This is a genomic window from Halobellus inordinatus (assembly GCF_024498335.1).
GTDB lineage: Archaea > Halobacteriota > Halobacteria > Halobacteriales > Haloferacaceae > Haloquadratum > Haloquadratum inordinatus.
On the sequence record NZ_CP101825.1, the window covers coordinates 1,882,239 to 1,906,853 of the forward strand.

The 24,615-nt window shown below is 63.2% G+C and carries 22 protein-coding genes and 1 pseudogene; 9 read left to right on the forward strand and 14 right to left on the reverse strand.

Features of this window, described 5'->3' with window-relative positions; genetic code table 11:
- Positions 1 to 79: 79 nt before the first annotated feature.
- Both NO362_RS09640 and NO362_RS09645 read left to right on the forward strand, forming a co-directional pair.
- Positions 80 to 316 carry a DUF8015 family protein gene (locus NO362_RS09640; RefSeq protein ID WP_256290398.1) on the forward strand — a complete coding sequence of 79 codons (237 nt, stop codon included), beginning with the start codon at positions 80 to 82 and terminating at the stop codon, positions 314 to 316.
- A gap of 200 nt (positions 317 to 516) precedes the next feature.
- Positions 517 to 1,515, forward strand: coding sequence for an ornithine cyclodeaminase family protein (locus NO362_RS09645; RefSeq protein WP_256545061.1), 999 nt, complete (start codon positions 517 to 519; stop codon positions 1,513 to 1,515).
- 24 nt (positions 1,516 to 1,539) lie between these two features.
- Here NO362_RS09645 and NO362_RS09650 read toward each other — a convergent pair whose 3' ends face one another.
- From NO362_RS09650 to NO362_RS09675, 6 genes are all read right to left on the reverse strand, one after another.
- Positions 1,540 to 2,607: an mRNA surveillance protein pelota gene (locus tag NO362_RS09650; protein WP_256290400.1), complete on the reverse strand. Its 1,068-nt coding sequence runs from the start codon at positions 2,605 to 2,607 to the stop codon at positions 1,540 to 1,542.
- Between the two features lie 34 nt (positions 2,608 to 2,641).
- A complete protein-coding gene (locus NO362_RS09655) occupies positions 2,642 to 3,346 on the reverse strand; it encodes a DUF4013 domain-containing protein (RefSeq protein ID WP_256545062.1) in 705 nt (234 codons plus the stop codon).
- Between the two features lie 166 nt (positions 3,347 to 3,512).
- Entirely contained in the window at positions 3,513 to 4,295 is a 783-nt protein-coding gene (locus NO362_RS09660) for a high-potential iron-sulfur protein (RefSeq protein WP_256545063.1), read from the reverse strand.
- Between the two features lie 268 nt (positions 4,296 to 4,563).
- A complete protein-coding gene (locus NO362_RS09665; protein WP_256290406.1) occupies positions 4,564 to 5,277 on the reverse strand; it encodes a DUF4013 domain-containing protein in 714 nt (237 codons plus the stop codon).
- 218 nt (positions 5,278 to 5,495) lie between these two features.
- On the reverse strand, positions 5,496 to 7,604 hold the full coding sequence (gene rqcH / locus NO362_RS09670) for a ribosome rescue protein RqcH (RefSeq protein ID WP_256545064.1): 2,109 nt from the start codon (positions 7,602 to 7,604) through the stop codon (positions 5,496 to 5,498).
- Positions 7,605 to 7,701: 97 nt separating this feature from the next.
- Complete coding sequence (locus tag NO362_RS09675; protein ID WP_256545065.1) at positions 7,702 to 8,205, reverse strand: hypothetical protein; 504 nt, start codon at positions 8,203 to 8,205, stop codon at positions 7,702 to 7,704.
- Between the two features lie 115 nt (positions 8,206 to 8,320).
- Here NO362_RS09675 and NO362_RS09680 point away from each other — a divergent pair, with 115 nt between their 5' ends.
- From NO362_RS09680 to NO362_RS09690, 3 genes are read left to right on the forward strand one after another with little or no spacing between them, the layout of a single operon-like run.
- A complete protein-coding gene (locus NO362_RS09680) occupies positions 8,321 to 8,902 on the forward strand; it encodes a DUF8114 family protein (protein WP_256290411.1) in 582 nt (193 codons plus the stop codon).
- Positions 8,903 to 9,766: an RNA methyltransferase gene (locus NO362_RS09685; RefSeq protein WP_256545066.1), complete on the forward strand. Its 864-nt coding sequence runs from the start codon at positions 8,903 to 8,905 to the stop codon at positions 9,764 to 9,766. It abuts the gene before it with no gap.
- A gap of 32 nt (positions 9,767 to 9,798) precedes the next feature.
- On the forward strand, positions 9,799 to 10,791 hold the full coding sequence (locus NO362_RS09690; protein ID WP_256545067.1) for a M48 family metallopeptidase: 993 nt from the start codon (positions 9,799 to 9,801) through the stop codon (positions 10,789 to 10,791).
- 39 nt (positions 10,792 to 10,830) lie between these two features.
- Here the strand turns inward: NO362_RS09690 and NO362_RS09695 are convergent, their stop codons facing one another.
- The 6 genes from NO362_RS09695 to NO362_RS09720 form a co-directional block, all read right to left on the reverse strand.
- Entirely contained in the window at positions 10,831 to 12,738 is a 1,908-nt protein-coding gene (locus NO362_RS09695; protein ID WP_256545068.1) for a methyl-accepting chemotaxis protein, read from the reverse strand.
- Between the two features lie 154 nt (positions 12,739 to 12,892).
- Positions 12,893 to 14,761: a Glu-tRNA(Gln) amidotransferase subunit GatE gene (gatE, locus tag NO362_RS09700; RefSeq protein WP_256545069.1), complete on the reverse strand. Its 1,869-nt coding sequence runs from the start codon at positions 14,759 to 14,761 to the stop codon at positions 12,893 to 12,895.
- Between the two features lie 133 nt (positions 14,762 to 14,894).
- Complete coding sequence (locus NO362_RS09705) at positions 14,895 to 15,059, reverse strand: HVO_2901 family zinc finger protein (protein ID WP_256545070.1); 165 nt, start codon at positions 15,057 to 15,059, stop codon at positions 14,895 to 14,897.
- A gap of 115 nt (positions 15,060 to 15,174) precedes the next feature.
- Positions 15,175 to 15,885: a class I SAM-dependent methyltransferase gene (locus tag NO362_RS09710; RefSeq protein WP_256545071.1), complete on the reverse strand. Its 711-nt coding sequence runs from the start codon at positions 15,883 to 15,885 to the stop codon at positions 15,175 to 15,177.
- Positions 15,882 to 16,655 carry a hypothetical protein gene (locus NO362_RS09715; RefSeq protein WP_256545072.1) on the reverse strand — a complete coding sequence of 258 codons (774 nt, stop codon included), beginning with the start codon at positions 16,653 to 16,655 and terminating at the stop codon, positions 15,882 to 15,884. The genes NO362_RS09710 and NO362_RS09715 overlap by 4 nt, the downstream gene beginning before the upstream one ends.
- 92 nt (positions 16,656 to 16,747) lie before the next feature.
- Positions 16,748 to 18,157, reverse strand: a complete 1,410-nt coding sequence (locus tag NO362_RS09720) for a class II fumarate hydratase (RefSeq protein WP_256290421.1) — start codon at positions 18,155 to 18,157, stop codon at positions 16,748 to 16,750.
- 215 nt (positions 18,158 to 18,372) lie between these two features.
- Between NO362_RS09720 and NO362_RS09725 the strand changes: the two genes are divergently transcribed.
- Positions 18,373 to 20,010, forward strand: coding sequence for a potassium channel family protein (locus NO362_RS09725; protein ID WP_256545073.1), 1,638 nt, complete (start codon positions 18,373 to 18,375; stop codon positions 20,008 to 20,010).
- A gap of 45 nt (positions 20,011 to 20,055) precedes the next feature.
- Here the strand turns inward: NO362_RS09725 and NO362_RS09730 are convergent, their stop codons facing one another.
- Together NO362_RS09730 and NO362_RS14700 are read right to left on the reverse strand one after the other, a co-directional pair.
- Entirely contained in the window at positions 20,056 to 20,328 is a 273-nt protein-coding gene (locus NO362_RS09730) for a BolA family protein (protein ID WP_256545074.1), read from the reverse strand.
- Positions 20,329 to 20,396: 68 nt separating this feature from the next.
- Positions 20,397 to 20,486 (reverse strand): annotated as a pseudogene (locus NO362_RS14700) (ribbon-helix-helix protein); the annotation flags it as partial.
- A 56-nt stretch (positions 20,487 to 20,542) separates the two neighbouring features.
- On the opposite strand from NO362_RS14700, the gene NO362_RS09735 reads away from it, so the two are divergent.
- The 3 genes from NO362_RS09735 (at position 20,543) to NO362_RS09745 (ending at position 23,291) form a co-directional block, all read left to right on the forward strand.
- The gene (locus NO362_RS09735; protein WP_256545076.1) at positions 20,543 to 21,889 is read left to right on the forward strand and encodes a tyrosine-type recombinase/integrase; all 1,347 of its coding nucleotides are present in this window, start codon (positions 20,543 to 20,545) and stop codon (positions 21,887 to 21,889) included.
- A 383-nt stretch (positions 21,890 to 22,272) separates the two neighbouring features.
- Positions 22,273 to 22,791, forward strand: a complete 519-nt coding sequence (locus NO362_RS09740; RefSeq protein ID WP_256545077.1) for a winged helix-turn-helix domain-containing protein — start codon at positions 22,273 to 22,275, stop codon at positions 22,789 to 22,791.
- On the forward strand, positions 22,788 to 23,291 hold the full coding sequence (locus NO362_RS09745; RefSeq protein ID WP_256546624.1) for an IS630 family transposase: 504 nt from the start codon (positions 22,788 to 22,790) through the stop codon (positions 23,289 to 23,291). Before NO362_RS09740 ends, NO362_RS09745 begins: the two co-directional genes overlap by 4 nt.
- The last annotated feature ends 1,324 nt before the right edge of the window (positions 23,292 to 24,615 follow it).

The window sequence follows — 24,615 nt, forward strand, 5'->3', positions numbered from 1 at the left end:
ATCCAGACAGCGACGGCAAATATATCAGTTAGAGATGGGAAACAATTATATTCCCTACTCCCGTAGTATATATTGTATTATGACAGGGTACTACGACTACGTTCTCGGACTCATTCCACTCGCACTGTTCGGCCTGACCGGCGGCCTTGTGCAGACCAGCCTCTCTCTCACCCAAGCAGTGCCCATCGCGGCCGCCGTCGCGGCAGGAATCATCGGACACGCACTCTTCGTCCGCGCGCCGGTTTCCACCGGTGCCCGATCCAGTTTCGACGGGACCGACACTCGAAAGAACGTTCGGCTACAGAACGCCGACTGAACGTTCATAGGGATTCTCGTAACTGTCTGGATATACTCGCCGTGCCGTCTGGCGAGAAATCTACGAGGACTTGCGATACTCCCTCCCAGTTCCCTGTCGCATCGCTGTTTCTTGTACGATACGTTCCGCGTATTCGTTTCTGAATCCCGCGTCTCACAGTTTCCCGCACGTTCTTACCACTGGCCGTCGAACGCGGTCGTATGACTGAGACGCTGTTTCTGGAGAGTTCGGACGTCGATGGCCTCGCAACGCCCGCGGAGTTCGTCGACGCCGTCCGCGACGCGTACCGACAGCGCGGCGAGGGGGCCCCTGCCGAACCGCGAACGAAACTCGGCAACGCCGATCCACCGGGCTTTCTCACGACGTATGCGGCGATCCTCCCGGACACCGGCGCGATGGGCGGCTATATGTACACCGCCGGCTTCGGAGCCGAGGACGCGTGGTTCACGACGCCGATCTTCGATTCGGAGTCCGGCGAACCGCTCGCGCTGCTCGACGGCGCGAGTATGAATCCCTTCAAGACCGGTGCGACAGGCGCCGTTGCGGCCGACGAACTGGCACGCGAGGACGCCAGATCCGCGGCAATCATCGGCAGCGGCGCACAGGCGCGCGGCCAACTCCGTGCGCTGGCGACGGTCCGCGATCTGGAGACCGTCTGGGTCTACTCGCCGACGAAAGAGCACCGCGAAGCCTTCGCCGGCGAGATGGACCGCCGACTCGACGGCAGCGTCGCCGCCGTCGCCTCGGCCGCCGCGGCCGTCGAGGGCGCCGACATCGTGGTGACTGCGACGAACGCCAGCGAACCGGTCTTCGACGGCGACGCGCTCGAAGAGGGGACCCACGTCACTGCGATGGGTCAGTACAACCCCGAGAAGCGCGAACTCGACGCCGCGACCATCGAGCGCGCGAAGTACGTGCCCGACCTCCGCGACCGCGCGTTCCAGGACGCCGGCTCGTTCCTCCACGCACTCGAGGAAGGCGTCGTCGACGAGGACCACGTCCACGCCGAGCTGGGCGACGTCGTCGCCGGCAACGCCCCCGGTCGGGAGTCCGACGAGGAGATCACCGTCTTCGACAGCGGCGGAACCGGTATCGAGACGGTCGCCGGCGCGTACCTGCTCTACGAGAAGGCGACGGAGGCCGGCCTGGGAGAGACGATCGACTTCGCGCCCGGCAGCCAGGCGCTCACTGGCGAATAAGTCGGAGGCGAAGCGACAGACCCGTTACTGCAACCGATAGCGCAGCAGCGCCGCGATGCCGCCCAGATTCCGGAGTTGCTGTCCGGGGTCGAACTCGCCGGAGAAGACGGTGACCTCGCCGCCCTGCCGTTCGACCGACTGGATGACGTCGTTGACGTCGACGTCCCAGTCGCCGTCGCCCTGCCGTTCCTGTCGGAGGCGGTCGTCGACGACGAGCAGTTCTTCGACGGCGCCGAACTCTGCGGCCTCGGCGACCTCGTCGATCCCGTAGGCGACTTTCTCGCCGGTCGCGATGCCCTCCATCAGATCGTCGAGGAGTTCGGCCTCCTTCGAGATCCGGGTCTGCGTCTGGACTTCGTCGACGGCGCCGCGTTTCAGCACCTCGTGGACGCCGCGGTCGCCGACGCCCGCCGTGTCGACGACGGTGAGCAGGTCGGCGACGTCGGGGTGGTTCTCCTCGATGTAATCCCGTGCGTCCTGCTTCGTGAAGCCCGGACCGGCGAGGATGATCGCGTCGACGTCCATCCGCGAGAGCGCCTTCCCCAGCTCGGCGAACAGCTCCGAGCGCGGGCGGGCGTACTCGCCCTTGCCGGTCGGCGCGGTGAACGAGAAGCGCTCTTCGGTGCCGTACTGTGCGACCGTGTGAATGTGTGCTTCGCCTTCCTCGACGGTCGCGATGGCGACGTCGGCGTTCTCGGCGGCCTCTTCGGCCTCCTCGATCCGTTCGACCTGGTCCGGCTTGAAGTGCTTCTCGATCGTGATCTCGTCGTGTTCCTCGACGTTGAGCGTGTGGTGGTGCCCGAGCTGGTCCTCGCGCGAGCAGTCGACGATCTCGCCGCCGACTCGAAGACGGTTCGCGAAGCGCGCGAACTCGACGTCGTCGACTTCGATCGTCACGAACAGATGCTCGCGCTGGCCGCCCGTGTCCCGGAGGTTCTCGTCGTCCCGCTGAATACGGCGCGTGGTGTCGCCGGAGACGAGATCGCCGGATTCGAGGACGTGCGAGAGGTGCCACAGGTCGTCGACGTTCTCGGGGACGAGCGTCATCCGCTCGCGCCCCTCCTCGCCGCGGCCGCGGCTCGAAATTCGCATATCCCCGATTTCGGACGCGGGGAGAAAGATCCTGCTATAGCGACCCGCGCTGGGCGTCCGCCAGTCCGTCGGCGAACCCGCGCCCGAATAGGTAGTACGTCACGACCTGCACGTAGAAGAGGGCGAAAATCCCGACGACGACGATACCCAACAGGCTCGCGATAGTCCCGAGCACGAGCCCGACGACGACGGCGAGCACCCACGCGATCAGGTATTCGGAGGTCGTCGCCGCCGCGAGCACCGTCGAGACGTCGAAGGCGGCCGCCATCGAGTCCTCGCGGGCGAAGTTCGCGAACATCGCCGGCGCGACGTAGCCGAGTAGCAGCGCGAACGCGACGAAGGCGAAGAACGCGACGACGGTCAAGAGCCCGCCGAGTCCGCCGAGTCCACCGAGACCGCCGTTCGATCCGGTTCCGACCACGGGGCCGGCGCCGGACCCGATCGCGGAGCCGAATCCCGTGACGATCCCGACGACGAACATCGCCACGACGACGACGAGCGAGACGGCGATGTTGACGCCGATCAGTTTCAGGCCGTCGACGAACAGGTCGCCCCACTCGTCGAAGGCCGGCGGGGTGGCGTCTCCGCGGGTCGTGCCGCGCAACACGCGAACGTAGTACCCCTGAAGGAGCGGAATCGGGAGAACGAGCACCGAGAGGACGCTCAACAGTCCCCCGATGAGTATCGTGCGAAGCCAGTCGTCGCTATCGAGCGGATAGTGGAGGGCATCCGACAGCATCGGCTGGGAGGAATCAGTGGAGAAAGGTAAGTTTAGGGAATCGTCGGCCTCGTCGAGACTTTCAGAGCGTGACCAGACCCCCACGCTAGCGCCGTGAGCCCCGACCGATTCAGTGCTTTCTGTCAGGACCCGATAGGCCGAGTGGAGTTCTCCACTCTGGATGGCTCTATTCCAGTTCTTCGCTGACAGCTTCCCAGGCCGCACACCAGTCCTCGACAGCGATGTACCCTTCAACCGCTGCGCACGCGCCCCATCCGTCGCCGTTCTTGTCAGGAATGAACTCCGCACAGTTACCACAGGACATCCCAGGCTGGGCTACGCCGTCGGCGATTTTCTCGACGGACTCGCCAAAGCTCACGTTCGCCTGGGCGAGGAGTTCGTCTGGGTCGCGCTCTTCTCCGGCCTGGGAGATCGCCGTCCGGTATTCGGTAGGGACCTCGGCCGTCGCGAGTTCGTCCTCGCTCATCCCTTCGGGAACCTCGGGTTCCGGTAGCTCCTCCCAGATGGTACACCAATCAGCGCCACCGATATAGCCCTCGACCGCGGCACAGGCACCGAACCCGTCGCCGTTCCTGTCAGCGATATACTCACTGCAATTCGCGCAGCACCGTCCGGGTTGGTGGGCCGCGTTCTCTAGCGCCTCGTCGTACTCCGAGAACTGGACGTCGGCCTTGATCTGGAGTTCGTCCGGAGTGCGCGTTTCACCGCCGATCGAGTCCGCCGTCCGATACTCCTGAGGCACCGGGCCGTGCTCGAACTCGTCCGCCGAGACGCCCTCGGGGAGCTCTTCGTCCGTATCAGTCTCCCGGTCCCCGTCCTCGTCATCTGCCGGTTCGGTTGGAGATGACTCTTGTTCGGGCGTGCCCGCACAGCCGGCGGCACCAACAATCGCTGAGCTTCCTGCCAGCTGTAAAAACCGTCGCCGTGACTCTGATTGACGCCCTCTCATAATGTGTATTATTAATCATTCAAGTGGTAAAGCAACGAGGGTTGGTATCTCAGAGAGTATATTAAAATAAACTAATTTATCGTGATAGATTGGACAATCACAACTAGTCGGGGGAGCCTGAGCCGGTCCGACGGGGCGGAAGAAGTTCGCACCCAAGATACTGCAGCACTCCCGAAAACGACCGCCGGCTGCGGGTTTCAAGAGCAGATCCGTAGCGAAAGTCAGAACGCGGTGTGAGAGCCGACGTTGGGTGTCGAAGTTCCGGCTCTCAGACGGCCGCTTGCTCGTCGAGGGAGTCGCTCTCGCGCATCTCGACGTCGCGGATCTCGCCCCACGCCTGGCCGATGAGGTAGTACGCAGAGACCGCGGCGTAGAACCCGAGGAATCCGCCCGCGAGAAGCCCGAGTAGCGGAATCACGTTCAGCGCGCCAGCGACGAGGCTGGCCGCGATGATGAGCGCGAAGCCGTACACCCACGCGGTCGCGTACGTTCCCGAGGTCAGCACGGGACGGAGTTCACTGATCGAGAACGCGGACCCGAGTTGATCGGTCTGCGCGAGGTTCGAGATCGCCGCCGGGACGACGTACGCCGCCAGCAGGCTCAACACGAGCGCGAGTAGGCTTCCCAGGAGAATCCCTGCCATTCCGAGGCCGACGAGGCCCGCAGAGTCGGATCCGCCGCCCACGACGAACGAGAAGATCCCGCCGCCGACGACGACCGCTGCGATGATCCCGGGGATCAGCCCGTAGACGAAGACGACGACGAACGCCTTGAGCCCGTCAGTGAACAGGTCACCCCACTCGTCGAACACTGGCGGCTGTTCCTCGCCGTGCATCGTCCCGCGGACGACCCGTACCAGATATCCGAGGACCAGAAGCGTCGGGACGATCAGGACGCCCAGCAGACTGAGTATCCCCCCGATGAGGACAGTCGTAACCCAATTCTCGTCGTTTCTGAGGTACTGCAGTGAGTCTTGTATCATAATGATCACCGAGCGTGGCTGTATGCTGCGCCGTGACCGTCGACGGGCGTCCCGTCGCGGCTGTGACGCAGAACAGCCGATTTGCTCCAAGCGTACAGTACGATGTCATCAAAGATAAATATAGACCACGTACGGACAGTACGCGCGGCTTACCCCCGAGATTGGTGATAACAGCAGTCTCAGTCAAAATCGGGACTGCCTGCCGTACGAAAATCGCGCTACTCGACGAGTTCGCTCCCGCCGGGCGGCAGGAACTCCTGGATCTTGTCCGGGGTCGCGACCTTTCGGAGGAACTTCTGGTCGGTGAAGCGTTCGCGGAACTCCCGGTAGAGCATCTTCGCGGCGTCGTTCTGGGCGTAGCGACCGGGCTGGACGCGAATCGACGTCTCGACCTGCTCTTCGATCGCCGACGGCGGGCCGCCGAGGACCTGGGTGACGCCCTCACACTGGATGCCGATCGCGACCTCGGCAGCGACGTCTCTGAAGTACGTCCGGTCGCCGCGGATGACGAACGAGCCCTTCTCGATGTACTCGCCGGACTCGGGCGTCTTCGAGACCTGATCGGGCGTGACCACATACGCCTCACCGGCGTAGCGGCCCTCCTTCCAGATCGACGAGTACGAGACCGCGAACTGGGCGGCCTCCTGTTTCGTCGATTCCGGGAACTCGACCGCCTCGGATGGCTCCGAGGGCCCGGTCGCCTTCACGACCGTCACCGGGCCACCGTGGGCCTGCGTATGGAAGAACAGGTCGTGTTTGTTCAGATACTTCGTGACGATTTCCTCGTTCTGGTCGGCGTTGCGGCCGCCGATGACGAGAAAGCCGTCGGAGGTGTGGAACCACCGGAAGCGCTCGTACCACTGCTCGGAGGTGCGGATCGGGATCGACTCCATCTCGAGCCAGTCGCGGTCTTCGGGTTCGGTTTCCTCCTCGGCTTCGTCTTCGTCCTGGTCGTCGGCTTCCCACTCCTCGCGCCGTTGTTGCACGGCTTCGAGTTCCTCGCGGGTGTTCTCGATCGCGGCGAGTGCGCCCTCTTTCTTCTCTTCGACGCGCTTGGCTTCGGTGTAGAGCCGGTCGGCGTTCTTCTCGACGCCGGTGTCTACGTTGACCTCTACCTCGGTGTCGTCGAGTTCGATCGTGACCGTTCCCTCGGCGCCATCGACGTCGACGACCGCTTCGGCCGCGGGGATTCCCTGCTCGGCCCCCGCCGCGAGCGTCTCGCGGATCTCGTCCCAGGGGACGCTGTTCTCGCGAGCCTCACGGACGGTCGAGAGCACCTCGTCGACGAGGTCGTAGTTCGCATACAGCAACTCGGCGCGACGGCGCTCGGCGTCGGCCTGCTCTTCGAACCCCTCGATCGCGCCCTCCTGCTGGTCGATGATCCGCTTTTTCTTCTCGATCTCCGCCTCGAAGTCCGGGCGCTCGCGACCCGTCTCCTCCGGCTCGTCGCCCTCCAGTTCGAGCCGGTAGAAGTACTCGTCGAGCGCGTCGTTGAAGGTGTCGTACGCCTCGCTGTCGAGGCCCTTGCGCTCGTGTTCCTCGAGCGGGAACGGCGTCGCGTCGACGACCGCGCCGTCGTCATCCGTGTAGACGCGGGGGTCGAAGTCGCCCGAGCGGAGTCGCGTCCGGAGGTCCTCGATCGCGTCGTGGAGCGCGCGGTACTCGTCGTCACCGGCCTCCTCGATCGGGATCGTCTTTTCGACGCCCGCGCGGGTACAGAGTTCCTCGGCGTAGAGGCCGCCGAGGTTCAACTGCGTCGCGAGCGTCCGCACCACGTCGGTATCGGAGTCCTCCATCCGCCGGGCGAGCGCGTCGTAACTGACCGTGAGCGGATTGAGACGCGAGGAGGGGAACTCGTACTGCGAGCCGGGGGCGACCGTGCGTGATTTGAGCCTGACCGTCTCGAGGCTCTGGACGACTTCGCCCGTCTCGTCGAGCACGGCGACGTTGCCCTGGCCGAACAGTTCGACGACGATGCGCGTGTTCTCGTCGCCGCGCTCGAACTCGAAGACGAGGATGCGGTCGAACTCGAACTGCTCGACGCCCGCGAAGTCGGCGCCCGACAGTCGGTTCCGCAGCATCATCGCGAAGTTCGGCGGTCGTCCGGGTGCGTCGGGGACGCGTTCGGGGTCTGCGACGTGTGCCCGCTTGACGTCGCCGACTTCGAGGATGAGTTCCACCCGGCCGCGGTCGAAATCGCGCATCCGGAAGCGGAGCAGGTCGTCGCCGTAGAGGTAGGCCTTGTCGACCTTCGCTCCCTCGTACCGGTTCAGTTCGGTGACGAGGGCGGCCAGGTCGACGCTCGTGAGCTCCCGCTTCGGGTCCATACCCCTGCGTTCTCGCGGGGGAAGGAAAAGGCGCACGCTCCGAGCGCCGACGGTGAAGCGATTCGCGCATCGGAGAATCGGCGACCGAGTTCCGTCGTCAGTCGCGGATTCGGCGGATCGCTCGCCGCCCGCCCGCGCCGACGAGGAATCCGGCTGTGCCGGCGGCGACGGTGACCGTCGCGCCGATCGTCAGTCCTTCGAGGGCCGTTGCACTGGGATACGTCAACTCGAAGAGCCCGAGGGGGAAATAAAAGCCGAAACTCGGGCCGCCGGCGAGCGAGAGCGCGACGAAGAAGCCGTCGTTGCGATACGCACCGACCGCGGCCGCGAGGAATGCTGTGCCGACGAGAAGCGGCAGAAAGAGTCCGAACGGGAACGAGAGCCAGCCGACGAGCCGCGGCGGGAGGTGCAGGACGAACGTGACGGCGAAGAGCGTGCCCGCGACGGCCGACAGGCGAACCGCCGTGTCGGGGTCGCGGCCGAGGAGCAGCGCCTCCATCCGCGGCGACAGCGGCGACGTGTCGGGATACGAGGACTGCTCGGTGCCGGACCGTGAAGGCGACGACGAAGGTGATGACGACGAGGGCTCGTCCGCAGGCATAGAAGGGCGTTTCCGACGATGCGTCTTGATACTTCCCCCGGAGTCTTCTGCTGGAACGTCACGGCCGACCCCCGAGGCACGCTCTTTTTATCCGATCGCACGCTACCGTTCGTCGATGGCCAAAGTCAGCATCGGCCTCCGCGGCTGGCGTTTCGACGAGGAGGAGGTGTTTACCGACGACGGCGAGTTCCGGTCGCTCGACGACGTACCGGAGGACACGCGAAAGCGACTCATCCGTCTGACGTACCTGCAGGGCAAACCCTGCGACGCCTGCTATCTCGTCCACGGCGAGGAGAACAAAAAGCGCTGCAACCAGGCCGAGATCGTCTACGGCGAGCCGATGGAGGAAGTGCTCCTCTGTTCGGAGCACGAGGCCGACTTCCTCTACTGGTTCCGCGAGGCGGGCGGGAAAGACGCCGCCGGCACGGAGACGTTCCGCGACGAGTTCCACGAGTGGTTCGTCGCCGGCAACCGCGCTCCCGAGGGCTACGGCGGCCTCGAACACGTCGACACAGACCCCGACGAACTGCCGACGCCGCCGGACCCGGCGGAGCTCAACCGCCGCCTGAACGAAGAGTACGAGGGCGAGCGCAAGCGTATCGACCTGCGGACGGGCGAGATTACGACTGTCGACGACGATGCGGACGACGAACCGCTCGACGACGTCGATCTGGGTCGGGAGTACCCGACGAAGTAGATGACGGGACGCAGTCACGACCCCGTCGTCGTCGTCGTCGAACCGAAGACGCCCGGGAACGTTGGCACGATCGCCCGCGCGATGAAGAATTTCGGGCTCACGGACCTGAAGCTCGTCGATCCGCCAGAACTCAGCGAGGACGGCGAGGCGTACGGCTTCGCCGGGCACGCTCGCGAGGACGTCCTTCCGAACGCCGACGAGGTCACCTTCGAGGAGATCGTCGAGAACTACCACACGATCGGGACCACGGCGATCACGAACGAGGACAGCCGAAAGCACGAGCGGTTCCCGTTCAAAACGCCCGTCGAGGTCCGCGAGAGCCTGGAAACGGTCGACACACAGACCGCGCTCGTCTTCGGGCGCGAGGGGACCGGCCTCGACAACGACGAGTTGACCCGACTGGACGAAGTCTGTTCGATCCCCGCCAGCGGCGACTACCCCGTGTTGAACCTCGGGCAGGCGGCCACGATCCTCATGTACGAACTCCGGTCGCTGACCGTCGAGGAGACGCAACTGCCGGATGTCGAGCGCGAACGCGCCGGTGAATCCGACATCGACCGCTTTTACGACTTCTTCGAGGAGTTCCACCGCTCCATCGAGAGCCGCGAGCACAAACGCGAGAAGACGCGGGTGATGATGCGACGGCTGCTCGGCCGCGCGCACCCGACCGAGCGGGAGATCACCACGCTCACCGGCATCTTCCGGCGAGCGAACGACCTGCTCGGCGACCGTACCTTCGGCGATCACACGGACGGTGACGCCGCAGACGACCCCGACAACGGCCAAACCGACCTCGTCGACGCCGACGCTGCCGACTCTGAGCGCGAGGACCGGACAGCGGCGGACAGCGTCCACACCGACTGAACGAGCGGCCTAACGGAACGGTAACGAAACAGATGTCAGCACCCCCGCCTGGAAGTCAGCACCAGGGAGATTCACCCCGACCGAGTCGCCTCCAGCGAACGGCCGTCGGGGTCGCAGTGCTGTCGTTTTACGGACTCTTGGCGCTGGGGAGCATCGTCGTTCTCACGGCGATCTGGCAGTTCCGTCCCAGTCCGGTCGTACTCGTCCTCGGCGTCGTCGTCGGGACGCTCGTCGTCGCGTTTCTGAGCCTGCGTCTGGGAACGCGGCAGGTCCTCGCTACCGTCGACGCGTGGGAACTGCCGGCCTCGCGTGCGCCGGTCGTCTACGATCTGCTCGCGGCGGTCGCAGACGAGATGGCTGTCGAGCAACCCCGGCTGTTGGTCGCGCGTCTCGGGATGCCAAACGCGCTCGCGCTCCCGACGCCCGGCCGTGGCACGCTCGTCGTCGACGCCTCGCTGTTTCGCCTGCTCGACGCCGCGGAGTTCGAGGCGCTTTTGGCCCACGAACTCGCGCACCTCGAACGGCACGACAGTCTCGTCCAGACCACGGCGCTCAGCCTCACTCAGTTCGTGGTCATCACGCTGGAGTTGCTCCTCTCACCGCTCGTGTTCCTCGTGACGGGGGCCGCGCTCGGCATCGCGTGGCTCCGCGGCGAGCCTCGGTCGTGGGCCGAGACGGTTCCGGGGCGACTCAGAGCACGGATCGAGATGGGGATCGCACTTCTCGGTGTGACGGCGACGCTGTTCCTCAGAGCGCACGCGCGCCGACGGGAGTTCGCGGCCGACGAGCGCGCCGCAGAGGTGACGGGTCGACCGCTCGCGCTCGCGAGCGCACTCCAGAAACTCGATCGATCCACGAGGCCCGATTTCGGCTCGGTTTCGCCGCTGTGGACGCACGGCGAGGTACCTTCCGAGGAGGAACGTCGACTGCGCGAGTACTTCTCGACGCATCCACGGATCGAGGACCGCATCGCGCGGCTCCGGGAACGCGCGGCGGAATCGGCAGTACGAGTCCCGGTCGAATGAGAGCGGCGGGGAATCAGAAAACGGCGACTGTGGGCCGAATCAGCGGCCGCCGTCGCCCAGCGCGACGTCCGACCCCGATCGCGACGTCGGGCTCGGGGTCTCGACCGGTGACGGCGCTGCGGAGACCTCGAACTTCGCCAGCAGCGCCTGGAGTTGCTCGGCCTGCTCGGTGAGCGACTCGACGTTGGCGCTGACCTGGGTGATCGAGGAGGCCTGTTCCTCGGCGGCGGCGGAGACGTCTGCGGACTCCTCGGCGGTGGTCTGACTGATCTCGGAGACCTCCTCGACCATCGCGACCGCCTCCTCGGCGCTGACGGCCTGGTCGTCGGTGGCCTCGCTGATCTCCTGGATGCCGCTGTCGGTCTCCTCGGTGTTCGTCGCCACCTGACTGAACGCGTCGAGCACGTCTTGGACGGCCTCGACGCCCTCCTGCATCTGCTGGTCGGCCGCGCGAGCCTCCGTGACCGTGCGCTCGGTCTGCGCTTGCGTCTCCTCGATGAGTTGCTCGATGTCGTTCGCCGACTCCTGGGTCTCCTCGGCCAACTGCTTGACCTCGTCGGCGACGACCGCAAAGCCGTCCCCGCTGCCGGAGCCACTCCCGCCGCTGAAGCGCGCGGCTTCGATGTTCGCGTTCAGCGCCAGCATATTCGTCTGTTCTGCGATGTCGCTGATGAGTTCGACGATCTCGCCGATCTCGGCCATCTGGCGTTCGAGGCGTTCGACGTGCTCGACAGTCGAGTCGATCGACGACTGGGCGCCCTGCGCGTCGTCGATCGCCTGTCGTGCGGTCTCCTCGCCGGCGTCGGCGATGGTCGCCGTCTCGTGTGAGGTTTCTGCGACCCCTTCGGCAGACGACGCCACTTCCTGGACGGTCGCCGAGAGGTCGGTCATCTCCGCGTACACCTCTTCGAGCATCTCACGCTGTTCGTCGGTCCCCGCCGAAATCGTCTGAACCGACTCGCTCACGTCCGCGCTCGCCTGTTTGACTTCCTCGGCGCCGACGTAGGCTTCCTCGCTCGCGGCTGTCACCTCCTGTGCGAACGCCTGGATGTCTTGGACCGCCGTCTCCATCTCGTCCATCATCTCGTTGTAGCCCTCGGCGATCTGAACCATCGCCTCGCTCTCGCTTTCGGCGTCGAGTCGAGCGCCGAGGTCGCCGTCAGCGGCGCGGGCCATCGTCGCGCTGTAGGCATCTGCCTTGGCTTCGAGATGTTCGTTCAGGCGTTCGACCTCCCGCTGTTTCGCTTCGACCTCGGCTTTGGCTTCCTCGGCCGCTTCCGTCTCGGCTAACCGCTGTCTGGCCTGCTCGCGGGAGCGTTCGATCGAGTACCAGTTCGTCATCAGCGCGGCCGCGAGCGCCAGCACGAACGCCGCGTGGATGAACGCCCACACGAACGGATTTGCGATCGCCGCGGTGTGATTGTAGACGGCCTCCGGTGCCGTCATCCCGAAGTAGCCGTGTTGGATCGCAACGTAGACGATACCGACGAGGAACGGCAGCCAGTCCTCGTAGACGGCGACGACGCCCATCACGACGAAGAAGTGAAAGTGCGCCTCGATCAGGCCGCCGGAGAAGTACACGAGGACGGCAGATCCCGTCGCCAGCCCGATCGTCGCCAGCGACGTCCGGATGCGGCGGCCGAGCCGAGGCCAACTCGCGAGTAGGGCGAACCCGAACAGGACGCCCAGCCGCAGAAAGATTTCTGGCAGCGAGTACGCCGGGAACGTCGCCCCACTGATCGATTCGGTCCCCTCGTACATCCCAAGCGCGAACAGAAACGGGATGTGCGCAAGTAACAGCAGGACGATATTTCTGTGCCGACCGCGCCAGGTGTCTTCCGGGATCGAATGACCGCTCGGGGTGTACTTGGTGAGTTTTTCGAAAATCCCCTCGTGTCCGTCCCCGCTCCCCGCAGTATTTTCCCATTCGTTCGTGGTATCCGCCATATTCCGTCAGATATCACCACGGTGAAAAGAGTTGCCACCAGATATCACATCTGGTATTGGGGATTGGTAGCACGGATATAGTAGCGTTTGCAACTGATTGCGCACCGAGCAGTCGGTGAAAACGGCACGCAGATGTATTCGGTCGCGTCGGCGTTCAGGCCCGCTTTTGGATCTCCTCGCGCAGCACGTCGCTGACGATCTCGCCGTCGGCTTTCCCGCGGAGCGCGCCCATCGCTTCGCCCATCAACGCCGAGAACGCGCCCATTCCCTCGGCTTCCACCTGGTCTGCGTTGCGGTCGACGACCTCCGAGACGGCCTCGCGGACTTCGTCCTCGGAGACGCCGGAGAGGCCGACTTCCTCGACGGCTTCCTCGGCCGAGAGCGAGGGGTTCTCGGCCAGCGTCGCGAGGACGTCCTGGACGCCCTCTTTCGCGAGGTCGCCGTCCTCGACGAGGTGCATCACGGCGAGGAGGTGCTCGTCGGTCAGCTCCGCGACGGCGACGTCGTCGCGGCGGAGTTCGGTCAGCGTCGACTCCAAGAGTCCGGCCGCGAACGTCGCGTCGATGCCCTCCTCGACCGCCTGCTCGAACAGCGGCATCCGCCGGCCGTAGGCGACCTGCTCGGCGAGTCCCGCGTCGAGGTCGAACTCGGACTGGTAGCGCTCGACCTTCTCGGTGAGGAGTTCCGGCGTCTCGACCTCCGAGGGGTCGAGTTCGACCGGCGGCACGTCCGTCTCGGGGTACATCCGCGCCGCGCCGGGGAGCGGCCGGAGGTAGCGCGTCGTCCCGTCGTCGTTGGCGCCGCGCGTCTCCTCGGGCACGCCCTCGATGGCCGTTTCCGCGCGCTCGGCGGCCGCTTCGATGGCGAGTTCGGCGGTTTGGGTGTCGGCCGCGACGATAGCGACCGCGTCGTGGTCGCCGGCGTCGACCGCCGCCCGCAGCGCGTCGACTTCGTCTTCGGTCACGCCGTAGGCGGGCAGTTCGTCGGTGTGGAAGATGCCACCCGCGCCGTGCCGCTTGGCGTGATCGGAGAGTTCGGTTCCGAGCCGGCGGTCGGGCTGGATCTCGCTCCCGACGAGTCCGTCGAAGCCGTACAGTGGGACGGCCATCACGGAGCCGCCGTCCGAGAGCGCCCCGCCGATCACGCCCGAGTCGGTGTCGGCGAACACGTCAGAGACGTCGGTTACGTCGCCGACGGACGCGTCGCGCTCGCGCAGTTGCTCGCGGATGTCCAGCAGTTCGACCTGGCGGCCGACCTCCTGGCGGACGATCTCGTCGATCTGGTCGAGCGCCTGCACGCCTTTGATTTCGACGCGGGCACCCTCCGCGATCGAGACGTTCACGTCCTGGCGGATCGTCCCGAGACCCCGCTTGACCGCGCCGGTCGAGCGGAGGAGCATCCCGATCGTCTCGGCGGCCTCTTGGGCCTGCTCCGGGGAGTCGATGTCGGGGCGCGTCCCGATCTCGACGAGCGGAACGCCGAGGCGATCAAGCGAGAACGTGACGTCGTCGCCGCGCTCTTCGACGCGCTGGGCGGACTCCTCTTCGAGCATCAGGTCTTCGACGCCGACGGGGCCGTCGCTCGTCTCGATCGCGCCGTCCTGAGCGATGAGCGACGTCCGCTGGAAGCCCGAGGTGTTCGAGCCGTCGATGACGAGCTTTCGCATCACGTGGGCCTGATCGACCGGTTCCATATCGAGGAGTTCGGCGATCTGCAGCACCACGTCCCGTGCTTCGTCGTCGAGTCGGTGCGGCGGCTCCTCGTCTTCCTCGACGAGACAGGTCGTGTCGTAGGCGAGGTACTCGAACTCCCGTTCGACGCGGCTCTCTTCGAGCGCCGCCTCGTCGAGTTCGCCGAGTTCGCTCTTCGTCGGGTGCAGGTAGCGCGTGAACGAGCGCGTCGCCGCGTCCGGGTCGCGCTCCTCGGTCGGGCACCCACAGAACAGCTTCGTCGCGGTATCGAGTTGCTGGTGGATCTCCAGGCCCGCGACGAGGCCGAGATCGTCGTAGTCGTACGCGGTCATTACGAATGAGTGCGAACCCCCGGCGTAAAAAATGATTCAGTCCGCGCCGGCGGGGACGGCGGGGCTCGCGTTCACGGGTGGCGCGTTTGTTGGTAGCGCACCCACACCGCAACGGGCGACCGGTCGGCGTCGACTACAGCCGGCGCAGTCCGTCGCCGATGCCGCGTCCTTCATCGCACTCGGGGCAGGCGTAGTGCCAGCCGTCGGTCGTCGCCTTTCCCTCCGGGAACGTCGCGCCGCAGTGTCGGCATTCGAGGAGATCCCGACCGCTGTCGCGACTGTACTGGAGACCCTGCATACCTGAAAATCGACGGGTTCTGGTATCAACGTATCGATCTTTTCGCGGGGACGAGAAACGGTATGCCGCGATACGAACTGGTGCGGTACCGCGTCGGTGTCGCGTTCGCGACAGGCTACTCTCGGGCGCTGTGTTCGGGGCTTCTGCGGCCGGCGTTCACCGCGATGGTCCCGAAAACGTACTCCTCGGATGCGACCTCGTCCATACAGTCGACGAGCGCGCGTCGCGAGTCGGCCGTCCGCTCGTCGAGGAGGGAAAGCGCGTCCGCGCTCTCGACGTCGAACAGTCGGCCGTTGAGCCGAACGAACAGATCGAGTGCCGCGTTCGCGGGTCGGCTCCCCCGGGGGACGAAGTTCGCCACGACGACGCTGTCGGCGAGGCCGCACCACCGACTCACGACCGCGTAGGGATCATCGAACAGCGACGTCACGAACGTCGCGAGGACGCCGTCGACCGCGCTGATCGGCGGCGTAGTGGCGTCGCCCCGCACGAGCGAGACGTTCTCCCAACCGTGTCGGGCCACGCGCGACCGGGCTCGGTCGAGCATCGGCCCCGTGATGTCGACGCCGACGACGTGCCCAGTGGGGCCGACGGCCTCACGCAGCGCGGGGAGGTTGACACCGGGACCACAGCCGAACTCGACGACTGTGTCTCCGGGGTCGAGATCGAGCGCCGCCACGCACCCGGCGCGGACGCCGCCGATCGAGGACGTCGCTCGCGCGAACCAGTCGTAGAGCGGTGCCCAGGTCCCATAGCTGCGCTGGATGCGCCGAACGCTCTCCAGATCGAATCCGGCGCCGTCGCGGGGGCGGTCCCGTCGGGTCACGGGTCGGCGTTTTCCCTTACCGCCGCGGGCGACGTACGCGGCCACCACTGCCGCGGACCGTTTCTCGCGACCGTCGAGTAGCACTGCTCGGAGTCGGGACAGCCTCGCGGCCGCTGGTAGTCGATCCCGCGCTCTCGCAGGTACGTCACGTAGCCGTCGTCGACGCGGTCCAGTTTCTCGTGACACACCCACCGCGCGCCGTAGCGACCGGCCGCGACGTTTCGATACGGGCAGGTGAACGTCGTCCGCTCGCACCCGGCGTCGGAGCCGGTTTCGTCGATTCGGACGCCGACCGAGCGGTAGGCCACGCGGAGCCGCCGCACTACCTGTTCGGGCGACGACGCGCCCAGAAACAGCCCGTGCGCCAGGGCGTACCCGAAGTCGTGGAGGAGGCGTTCGATGCGCGTCAACTCCTCGGGTCGGTCCGAAAGCACCGCCCGCAGATCCGCGTACCACGCCGACACCGCCGCGATCTCGTCGAGGGCGTCGGCCGCCCGCCGGAGCGCGTCCCGACGGTCACACAGCGGCGTCGCTCCGTCGGACAGCCGGAACGACGGCACCGACTCGACGTGTTCGAGCACCGTCTCCCGGAGGACGTCGCCGTCTGCGTAGGCGTCGACGCGGCGCTCCAACTCGGGGTACCACGACCGCGCCATCGCGCTGTAGACGCCGTCGAGGAGGTCGTCGGCGCGGTCGAACTGCTCAGAGTCGGGCGGCGTCGGGAACTGCTCGACGACGCGACGCAATTCCTGGGGAGATGGGCCCGCCATAGCGCCCGATACGACGGCGAGCGTAAAAATTCTGGACGTAGTCGGGGCGGAAAACGGCGCGTGAATCGAAATCGCCGATCCCGGGCGATGGCTCAGTCGTCGCCGAGAATCCCGCGATGCGTCATCGTCTCGGGGTCGAGCACCTCGTCGGCCTCGTCTTCCGTGAGGTAGCCCTTCTCGATCACGACTTCGCGGACGGTCTTGTCCTCTTTCAGCGCGGTCTTTGCGACCTCGCTGGCCTTGTCGTAGCCGATCGTCGGATTCAGCGCCGTCGCCAGCGCCATCGAGCGCTCGACCTGCTCCTCACAGACCTCCTCGTTGGCTTCCAGTTTGGCGACGAAGCGCTCGGCGAAGACCTCCGAGGCGTTCGAGAGGAGTTCGCTCGACTGCAGGAAGTTGTGGGCGATGACCGGCTTGTAGAGGTTCAGATCGATCTGACCCTCGGCGGCCCCGGCCGAGACGGCGGCGTCGTTGCCGACGACCTGTTTGTGGACCTGATTCACCGCTTCGGCGACGACGGGGTTGATCTTGCCGGGCATAATCGAACTGCCGGGCTGATTCTCCGGCTGTTCGACCTCGCCGAGGCCGTTGCGCGGACCCGACGCCAGCAGTCGGAGGTCGTTCGCGATCTTGTTGAGCGAGCCTGCGACCGTCCGCAGCGCGCCGTGGGCCTCGTTCATCGCGTCGTGGGCGGCCTGCGCCTCGAAGTGGCTGTCGGCCGGGCGGAACTCGAGGCCGGTCTCCTCGGAGATGTACTCCGCGGCGCGCTCGGGGAACTCCGGATGGGTGTTGAGGCCAGTCCCGACGGCGGTGCCGCCGAGCGCGAGTTCACCGAGATGGTCGCTGACGTTCTCCGCGCGCGTGATTCCCTTCTCGACCTGCGTCCGGTAGCCGGCGAACTCCTGGCCGAGTCGGATCGGCGTCGCGTCCTGGAGGTGCGTGCGGCCGGTCTTGACGACGCCGTCGAACTCCGCTTCTTTCGCTTCGAGTGCCTCCGCGAGCGTCTCTAGCGCCGGCACCAAGTCCTTCTGGACCGCTTCGAGCGCGGCGACGTGCATCGCCGTCGGAATTACGTCGTTCGAGGACTGCCCGTAGTTGACGTGGTCGTTCGGGTGGACCACGCGGTCGCCGATGGACTCACCGCGGAGTTCCGCGGCGCGGTTGGCGATGACCTCGTTGGCGTTCATATTCGAGGACGTTCCCGACCCCGTCTGGAAGACGTCGACGGGGAACTGTTCGTCGTGCTCGCCGGCGATGACCTCGTCGGCCGCCTCGACGATGGCGTCGGCAGTCTCCGCTTCGAGGAGGCCGAGGTCGCGGTTCGCCTGCGCGGCGGCCTTCTTGACGACGCCGAGCGCCCGGACGAAGCGCCGGCCGAACCCGATCCCCGAGATCGGGAAGTTCTCGACCGCCCGCTGGGTCTGTGCGCCCCAGTAGGCGTCCGCCGGCACTTGCATCTCTCCGAGGCTGTCCCGCTCGATGCGATACTCGTCGTCGGACATACTCGGAGCGACGACCGGCCGGCGCGTAAAACCCGTCGGTTCGATTCTCCTGTGTCCTGACAGGGGCGTAACGGCATCCCCGCCGCTCCCGGCGCACCCGACGTACCAGACGCTCTCGAAGCACCCGCCGCTCCCGGCGCGCCCGGCGTTCTCGACGCGTCGCCGTCCCGGCTCGCGTCCGACAGTATAACTATCGGTGCCCTGTACGCGCAGATATGGCGTTCCGTACCCGTCGGGGGGTCTACTACCTCGCGCTGGTCGTCCTGACGACGCTCGTCTTCACCGCCGTGTACAACGCCGGGATGGCCCACTGGGAGAACCGGCCACAGCCGCTGTATCGGTCGCTCGAAGTCGTCATCCAGACCTTCACGACGACCGGCTACGGCGAGGACGCCCCCTGGCAGACGTTCCGGATGAACGCCTTAGCGATCGTGATGCAACTCACCGGCATCGGTCTCATCCTCACTGCAGTCGACGTGCTCGCCGTGCCGTGGCTCCGCGACGTGCTCACCCCTTCTGCGCCCGAGTCGATCGCGGATCTTCGAGACCACGTCGTCATCTGCGGCCACACGCCTCACACTGACACGTTCATCACGGAACTGGACGCCCGCGACCGTGAGTACGTCCTCGTGGAAGCCGACGCCGACACGGCGCGGGAGTTACACGAAGACGACTATCAGGTCATCCACGGCGACCCAGAATCCACCCAGACGCTCGAAAACGCGCAGGTACAGTCGGCGGTCGCCGTCGTCGCCGACGTCGCCGACGACACCAACGCGAGCATCGCGCTTGCGGCGCGCGACGCGGCTCCCGAAGTACGAATCATCACGCTCGTCCAGGACACGGATCTCGCGCAGTACCACCGCGTCGCCGGCGCCGAGAGCGTCCTCTCGCCGCGGCAGTTGCTCGGCGAGAGCCTGGCCGAGGAGGTGCCGACGACCGTCAGGACGAACCTCGACGCCGGCGTCGCCATCGACGAGGACTTCGAGGTAATCGAGGTGACGGTCGCAGCCGACAGCGACCTCGCGGACCAGACGTTCGCCGAAGCGAGACTGCGCGAACGCTTCGGCGTGAACGTCATCGGCGTCTGGTTCGACGGCCAGTTCGAGACGCCGATCGAGCCCGGAGACGTGCTGGAGGACGGCACGCGATTGCTGGTGGCCGGGGAGTACTCGCAGGTGGAGGAACTTCGCGAGGCGACGACCTCGGCCGTCCGGCGGTTCTCCTCACAGGACATCGTCCTCGCCGGCTACGGAGACTCCGGGAAAGCGGCCTACGAGGCACTGGCACGAACCAGCTCTCGGCTGACTGTCCTCGACATCGAGGCCGCGAAGAACGTCGACGTGATCGGTGACGCGCGCGACCCGGACGTGTTGCGAGAAGCGGGCATCGAAGACGCGTCGGCACTGGTCCTCACTGTCGCCGACGACACGACCGCGATTTTCACGACGCTCATCGCCCGCGAACTGAATCCCGACCTCCAGATCGTCGTCAGAGCCAACGAGGAAGAAGACGTGCAGAAACTGTACCGCGCGGGCGCAGACTACGTTCAATCGCTCGCCACCGTCAGCGGTCGGATGCTGGCGTCGACCGCGTTCGAGGACGAGGAGGTGCTCGCGTACGACAAACAGATCAGCGTCGTCCGGATGCCGGCAGCGGACCTCGCCGGTGAGACGCTCGTCGAGGCGGATGTCAGAGCCGAAACCGGAAGTACAGTCGTCGCGATCATCAGAGACGAAGCGACGATCACCGAGTTCGAGCCGGCCGAGTTCACCTTCCGGGCCGACGACGAGGTCGTCGTCGCCGGCACCGACGACGCCATCACGCGGTTCGAGCGGCAGTTCAGCGGCTGACGCTGTCGAGACAAACGTGAGAGCCGATTCGCGATCGCCTGGCGGTCAGGCCGCGTCGCCCGCGAACTCCTCGTACTCGGCGGGCGTGTAGGTCTTCATCTCCAGTGCGTGGATCTCGGTCGTCATCGCCTCGCCGAGCACGTCGTAGACCATCTGGTGCTGTTCGACGAGCGACTTCCCCTCGAACGCGGGCGAGACGACGACGGCGGCGAAGTGCGCGTCCTCGTGGTCCTCGTCGGGGACGCGCGGGAGCGTGACCTGTGCGTCCGCGTCTTCGATCCCCGCTTCGATCCGTCGTTCGACTTCGTCGGTGTCCATACCGGGTTTCGTCGGCGAGTCGGGATAAAGTTCTCCGCTTCGACAGCGCCGCCTGCCGACGGCGGACGCTACATCTGATAGCGGCGTTCGTCGTCGCGCTGCGGGTACTGGTTCTGCCCGGTCATCTCCTCGAACGTCATTCCGGAGAGGTACTCGTCGTTGTTTCCGGTGAGTACGAAGAATACTTTTGTAGATGCACTCCGTGATTCGTAGTATGGGGAAACAGTCGAGGAACTACGCCCGCGAGTTGGAGAGGATCAAAAAAGAGAAAGAGGACTTTGTGAATCCGGACAACGCCGAAGCCATCCTGCATATGGCAAAGGCATACGACGAAGATCAAATGCTGGTGAGTGTGCCGGAGGGAGAGAAAACAAACGCACCCAGTACGCTTGAGAACTACGTCAAAAAATGCCGGCGATTCGCTAAGGACGTTGATCTATTGGATACCTCCGAATTGGAATTGAGGGAGTTACTACAGCAGTATAAAGACGGAGAACACCATAGCGTCAAAGACGACGGACTGACGAATGGGACCCTCAGACTGTATTCTATCGCTCTCAGGAAATTCTACAAGGTTCATACCGAAGCGGGAATCAACGAAGAAGAAATCCCGGTCCCAACGCAAGAGAATACGGGTGTTGACCCCGACGATATGCTCACCCGTGAGGAGATTCAGGAGCTTCGAGGAGCGGCACGAAACAACCGGGATTTGGCGCTATTCGACTTTCTGATATATACGGGGCAACGAGCAAGTGCCACCCGGACCCTCAAAATCAAGAACCTCAAGCTTGAGCAAGAGCAATTTTGCCTCAACGAGGAGGAAGAGGGCCTGAAAGGAGCAGATAAAAACGGCAAGTGGCGCGACTTACTCCTCTCTGCGGCTTCGATTCGACAATGGCTGCAAACCGGCCATCCGAATCCCGATGATCCTGAAGCCTATGTTTTCACACCTCTCCCTTCGTTCTCTAACGGTGGACCATACAAAGAAGATCGAAACTTAAGCGACGAAGAGACGGCACGGACCCAAATGGGAGAATCAAGCGTTTACGAAGCTCTCCGGCGGATGAAAGACCGGACAGACGTTGAGAAGCCCCTGAATCCTCACTCCCTGCGACATAACTTTGTCACTATTTCGCTTCGTCGCGGTGTGCCGGAGAGTGCTATCAAACATCAACTCGGCCACGCACCAGAGAGCCAAGTAATGGAATCCACCTATGCCCACCTGAAGGATAGTGACCACATCCGCGAGGCTCGAAAAGCATTCGACCTAGACGTTGAAGAGCGAGAAAACGAGGCAACACCCACAGTATGCCCCCGATGTGGTGAGAATCCCCCGGCGAGCGCAAAATTGTGTCCGTGGTGCGGCCTTGAGTTTACCCTAGATGCTCAAGCCGCGAAAGATCAAATTCAAGACGATATCTATGAATCCAAGGGCGAAGCCGAAGGGGAAGAGGAAGAAGCCGTAGACGAAATTAAAAAACACGTCAAAGAGAATATTGGGGAGATACTACGGGAGAATCCCGAAATCGTTGAAGAAGCTCTATCAGAAAGCGAAAACTGACTCCCCCTCATTCTCCTCTCCGACTGTGGGCGTGTCCTTCGGTCGCACAGTGACCTCCTCACTCCTCTGTCTATCTGCTACAGGAATCCCTTCGGATTTCAAGAGAGCCTGAGCGAACCAGCTAATGGGTAGATCCGACTGTGCGGCAGTCTGGTACGCTTCGATTTGATCCTCTGTCAGATCCGTCATTAAATGTCACTCCGGGGGTGATTGATAAATCGTCTGTGGCTACTAGCGAGCAAACACACATCGCTATTGAGTTGTAGAGTATGAGGAAAGTGGGTATCCGCAAGGGTCCGACCCATCTCCCTCGATGAGCATTGGACGCGATTATTATAGGGATTAGCAGAGGTATTGATGCTCTCTGAGCGCGTAAGAGTAGTATGACTCGTGAGGGTGCAAAGTTGGATGGTGTCGATCCGGAGCAGTTGCGCCAGCAACTGCGGAGGGAAACTGATGCGAAAGCGACCAAGCAACTGACGGTTGCGCTCCTCTACAATGCGGGCTTCTCCGCCTATGAAATCGAAGACTTGCTCGGTGTTCCTGCTCAAACTGGATACAATTGGTTGGAGGTAGTCGCCGAGCGCGACGTCACCGCGCTCGGCGACGCCCCCAAGGCTGGACGATCACCCCGGCTGTCCGCTGACCAGTGGACGGAACTGACGGCGACGCTGCACGCGTCGCCGACAGAGGCCGGCTACGACGATCCTGCGTGGTCACCTGAACTCCTCCGGTCGCACATCCTCGACACCTACGGCGTCGAGTACTCTCACGCGCATATGTACCGACTCCTCGGAAAGGCCGGGCTGTCACGGCAGACAGCCCGGCCGTACCACTACAAAGCCGATCCCGCTGAGAAGGCACGCTGGCGTGGCGAGTTCAAAAAAAGTGGTCGGCGCTGAAGGCTGACGGGTACACGATTGCGGTCATTGATCAGCATACAGAGGCGGTTTCGACGAATCAGAAACCGACGTGGTTTCCGGTGAACTCCCGCCCGAGACTGCCGGTCTCGGGCGGGCGAGCGGCGATCAATATGCTCGGTGCAGTTACTGACACTGGTGAGCACTTCGTCGCGCTGACGCCCGACTCGTTCACCGCCACGGTCAGCAAGTACTTCTTGCGAGCACTCCGCGATCGCTTCGGCAAGAAGCTCGTGATTGTCTTGGACAATGCGCCGTATTTCATCGCCAAGGATCTCAAGAAGCAGGCCGCTGGCGACGGCCTGCTTCTTGAATATCTACCACCGTATGCGCCTGAGCTGAATCCACTGGAGAACTGCTGGCTCCAGCTCAAAGCCGCCCGAAAGAATCGGCTCTTCGAGACGATTGACGACGTGAAACGCTTCCTCACAGCAACAATCCCGAGACTTACTGCACCAAAAGTGTATCACTACTTATGCTAATCCCTATAGGTGTATTGTGAACGAAGTTGAGAGACTTGAGGCGGAAGCCAAAGGAAGTGGTTCAGAGAACACGTCGCCCAATTGCGCTTATTTCGCCCGTCAGAGAGACGGAACAGGACGAGTCAACGCCCCATATGTTACTACGGTATGAAAACTTATAACTTTTACGGAAATAACTGGACAATCGTCTGGGAAATACTGATCTAAGAATATATTTGTGTAAATTTTAGATTGGATTTCGTAAGAACTAGTAATATATTATTCTAGTATACTACTCTACTCTAACCTATCCCCTGTAGTCCCCTTTCCTTTCTCTTCTCTTCCCTCTTCTAGACTATACTACTATACTAGAGTGATCTTCTACTCCCCATCCCTGTAGTCCCTTCCCCTCTTCTCTTCCTTAGTCTAGACTAGTATACTATACTATCTTATCCTAAAATTCGGGAAATACTGTTCACAGATTTAAATATATGGAAAATAGTGGTTGTTCATACTCATTATTACGGAGTCCCTTGCTCCAAAACACAACATATTTAATATATACATCAAACAATCTACAAATACAGTACAATGTACTTACTTCCTTCTATACTTAACGAATTAAACGAATAAAACTATTCTCTACCTATTCTTTAGGAAATACACTCTATATTATTCATTTATAACAAATCTATTCTATGCCATTCTATAGCCTTCTAAGACGTTTTTCAATTCAATGACCCAATAACTCATTATCCCCAAAGAATCCAATAGGATTGATGTATGTGGCTCTATGCAGTCTTAGCAGCTAATACAGACTCTCTTTGGTTCGATCAATGTTCACTTTGAGTCTGTAGCTCTTCGAGCATCGATCTAGATCTAGAGCTTTGCCAGCGATTTACATTCTGTTTTTCTCTCATCGACACAATAAACGAAATTAGAAAACCTATCAGGAAGTGGGAAGGATTCGGGCGATTCGGGGAGTTATTTTATATATTCAGGAGTATGGAATTAACTCAATGTCATCTCTGTACTGCGATTTCCTTAATCTGTGTTGTGTAGTTGTCTGATCCAGACAACTACACAACACAAGTGGATCTGTGCCTTCCTCTTCGGCTTCGGTTTGCATTCTACGCATAGCGCTCCGGATAGAATCGATTTTGAGTTACTTATTCTGAAGCTCTGCCGGGTTCCTGAGGTTTTCTGAGGTGAGATGATGTTTCCCTCTCGGAAGATAGAAATCGATTCTGAGCTTCAAAATCTGACTCTATGTGGATTTGTGAGGAAAGGGTAGATCCGCCCCCAGAAGGCTGGCTTCGAGGGGCTACTTTTAGGTCTACCTAAA